This is a genomic window from Xanthobacter autotrophicus (assembly GCF_029991245.1).
GTDB lineage: Bacteria > Pseudomonadota > Alphaproteobacteria > Rhizobiales > Xanthobacteraceae > Xanthobacter > Xanthobacter autotrophicus_C.
Map to the genome: position 1 here is coordinate 1 of NZ_JAIVFO010000260.1, position 2,679 is coordinate 2,679.

The following is a 2,679-nucleotide window of genomic DNA, read 5'->3' on the forward strand; positions in this document are numbered from 1 at the left end:
GGGCAGGGGCGCGGGCGCGGGGCGGGCGGCACCTATGTGGCCACCGAATACGACCTCGTCTACCAGCGCCACCTGCGCATGGAGATCGTCTGCCGCGCCGATGCGGTGGAGACGATCACGCAGGTGATCGTCCGCGCCGGCTGGACCGGCCGCCGGGGCGACGGGGTGGTGTTCGTCACCGCTGTGGAGCGCCTGATGCGCATCCGCGAGGCCGGCGCCCCCGCGCGGGACGGGGAGGGCGCGCGATGATCGACGCCATCCTCGCCTTCTCCATCCGCCAGCGCTGGCTGGTGGTGATGGCCTGCCTCGCCGTCGGTGCCTTCGGGGCGTGGAACTTCACCCGCCTGCCCATCGACGCGGTGCCCGACATCACCAACGTGCAGGTGCAGATCAACACCTCGGCGCCCGGCTTCTCGCCGCTGGAGACCGAGCAGCGCATCACCTTTCCCATCGAGACCGCCATGGGCGGCCTGCCGGGCCTGGAATACACCCGCTCCCTGTCCCGCTACGGCCTCTCGCAGGTCACCGTGGTGTTTCGCGACGGCACCGACATCTATTTCGCCCGCCAGCTGGTGAACGAGCGCATCCAGCAGGCGAAGGACCAGCTTCCGCCGGGGGTGGAAACCGCCATGGGGCCGGTCTCCACCGGCCTCGGCGAGATCTACATGTACACGGTGGAGGCGAAGGACGGGGCGAGGAAGCCCGACGGCCAGCCCTTCAGCCCCACCGACCTGCGCACCATCCAGGACTGGATCATCAAGCCCCAGCTGCGCACCGTTCCGGGGGTGGTGGAGGTGAACACCATCGGCGGCTTCGAGCGGCAGTTCCATGTGCTGCCCGATCCGGCGCGGCTCATGGCCAACCGCATCTCGTTCCGCGACGTGATGACGGCGCTGGCCGCCAACAACGCCAACGTGGGCGCCGGCTATATCGAGCGCAACGGCGAGCAGTATCTGGTGCGCACGCCGGGCCAGGTGGCGGACGCGGCCGATATCCGCGAGATCGTCATCGGCAGCCGGGGCGGCACGCCGCTGCGCATCGGCGACATCGCCGACGTGCGCGAGGGGCGCGAGCTGCGCACCGGCGCGGCGACCCTGAACGGGGACGAGGTGGTGCTGGGCACCACCATGCTGCTCATCGGCGAGAACAGCCGCACCGTGGCCCAGCGGGTCGCCGCGCGCCTGCAGGAGATTTCCCGCTCGCTGCCCGAGGGGGTCATCGCCCGCGCCGTCTACGACCGTTCGCACCTGGTGGAAGCCACCATCGCCACGGTGGAGAAGAACCTTCTGGAAGGCGCGCTGCTGGTGGTGGTGGTGCTGTTCGTGCTGCTCGGCAATTTCCGCGCGGCGCTGGTGACCGCCTTCGTCATCCCGCTCTCCATGCTCTTCACCATCACCGGCATGGTGGAGAACCGCGTCAGCGCCAACCTCATGAGCCTTGGCGCCATCGACTTCGGCATCATCATCGACGGCGCCGTCATCATCGTCGAGAACTGCTTGCGCCTTCTGGCGGAAGAGCAGCACCGGCGCGGCCGGCTGCTCAGCCGCGCCGAGCGGTTCGAGACCATCCTCGCCGGGTCGAAGGAGGTGATCCGGCCGAGCCTGTTCGGCACCATGATCATCGCCGTGGTCTATCTGCCGGTGCTCACCCTCACGGGGGTGGAGGGCAAGATGTTCACGCCCATGGCCATCACCGTGCTGATGGCGCTGGCGGGGGCGGCGCTGTTCTCCATGACCTTCATCCCGGCGGCCATCGCGCTGCTGGTGACCGGCAAGGTCTCCGAGCACGAGAACTTCATCATGCGCGGGGCGCGGCGGATCTACACGCCGCTGCTCGACGCCGCCATCAACTACCGGGCACTGGTGGCGGTGGCGGCGGCCGGCCTTGTGGTGGCGAGCGGCCTTGCCGCCTCGCGCATGGGCGGCGAGTTCATCCCCAGCCTCGACGAGGGCGATGCCGCCATCCAGGCGCTCCGGGTGCCGGGCACCAGCCTCACCCAGTCGCTGGAGATGCAGCAGGCGCTGGAAAAGAGCCTGCTGAAGGTGCCGGAAGTGAAGGAGGTGTTCGCCCGCACCGGCACGGCGGAGGTGGCAACCGACCCCATGCCGCCCTCCATCTCCGACGGCTACGTGATGCTGAAGCCGCGCGCCGAGTGGCCGGACCCCGGCAAGTCCAAGAGCGCGGTGATGACCGACATCGAGAAGGCGGCCGAAGGGGTGGCGGGGAGCAATTACGAACTCTCCCAGCCGATCCAGCTGCGCTTCAACGAGCTGATCTCCGGCATCCGCAGCGACGTGGGCGTCAAGATCTTCGGCGACGACCTCGATGTGCTGCTGCAGGTGGCGGGGCAGGTGCAGACCGTTCTTCAGGCCGTGCCCGGCGCCGCCGACGTGAAGACCGAGCAGGTCTCCGGCCTGCCCATGCTCACCGTCGCCCTCAACCGGCCGGCCATGGCCCGCTACGGGGTGAGTGTCGCCGACGTGCAGGAGCTGGTGGAGATCGCCGTGGGCGGCCGCGAGGCCGGCGCCCTGTTCGAGGGCGACCGCCGCTTCGACATCGTGGTGCGGCTGCCGGAAGAATTGCGCACCGATATCGAGGCCTTGCGTGCGCTGCCGGTGCCGCTGCCCCCCGCCGCCAACGAGGAGGCAAGGCCGGTGCGCGCCGCCTGGGGGCCGGGGG

2 protein-coding genes are annotated in these 2,679 nt (G+C 69.7%); both read left to right on the top strand.

Annotation, left to right across the window (positions count from 1 at the left end):
* The coding region (locus tag K9U41_RS22480; RefSeq protein ID WP_282643064.1) for a P-II family nitrogen regulator at positions 1 to 249 on the top strand (249 nt) is incomplete at its 5' end.
* Positions 246 to 2,679, top strand: a 2,434-nt coding sequence (locus K9U41_RS22485) for an efflux RND transporter permease subunit (protein ID WP_282643065.1), incomplete at its 3' end; no start/stop codon positions are given. The genes K9U41_RS22480 and K9U41_RS22485, both read left to right, overlap by 4 nt.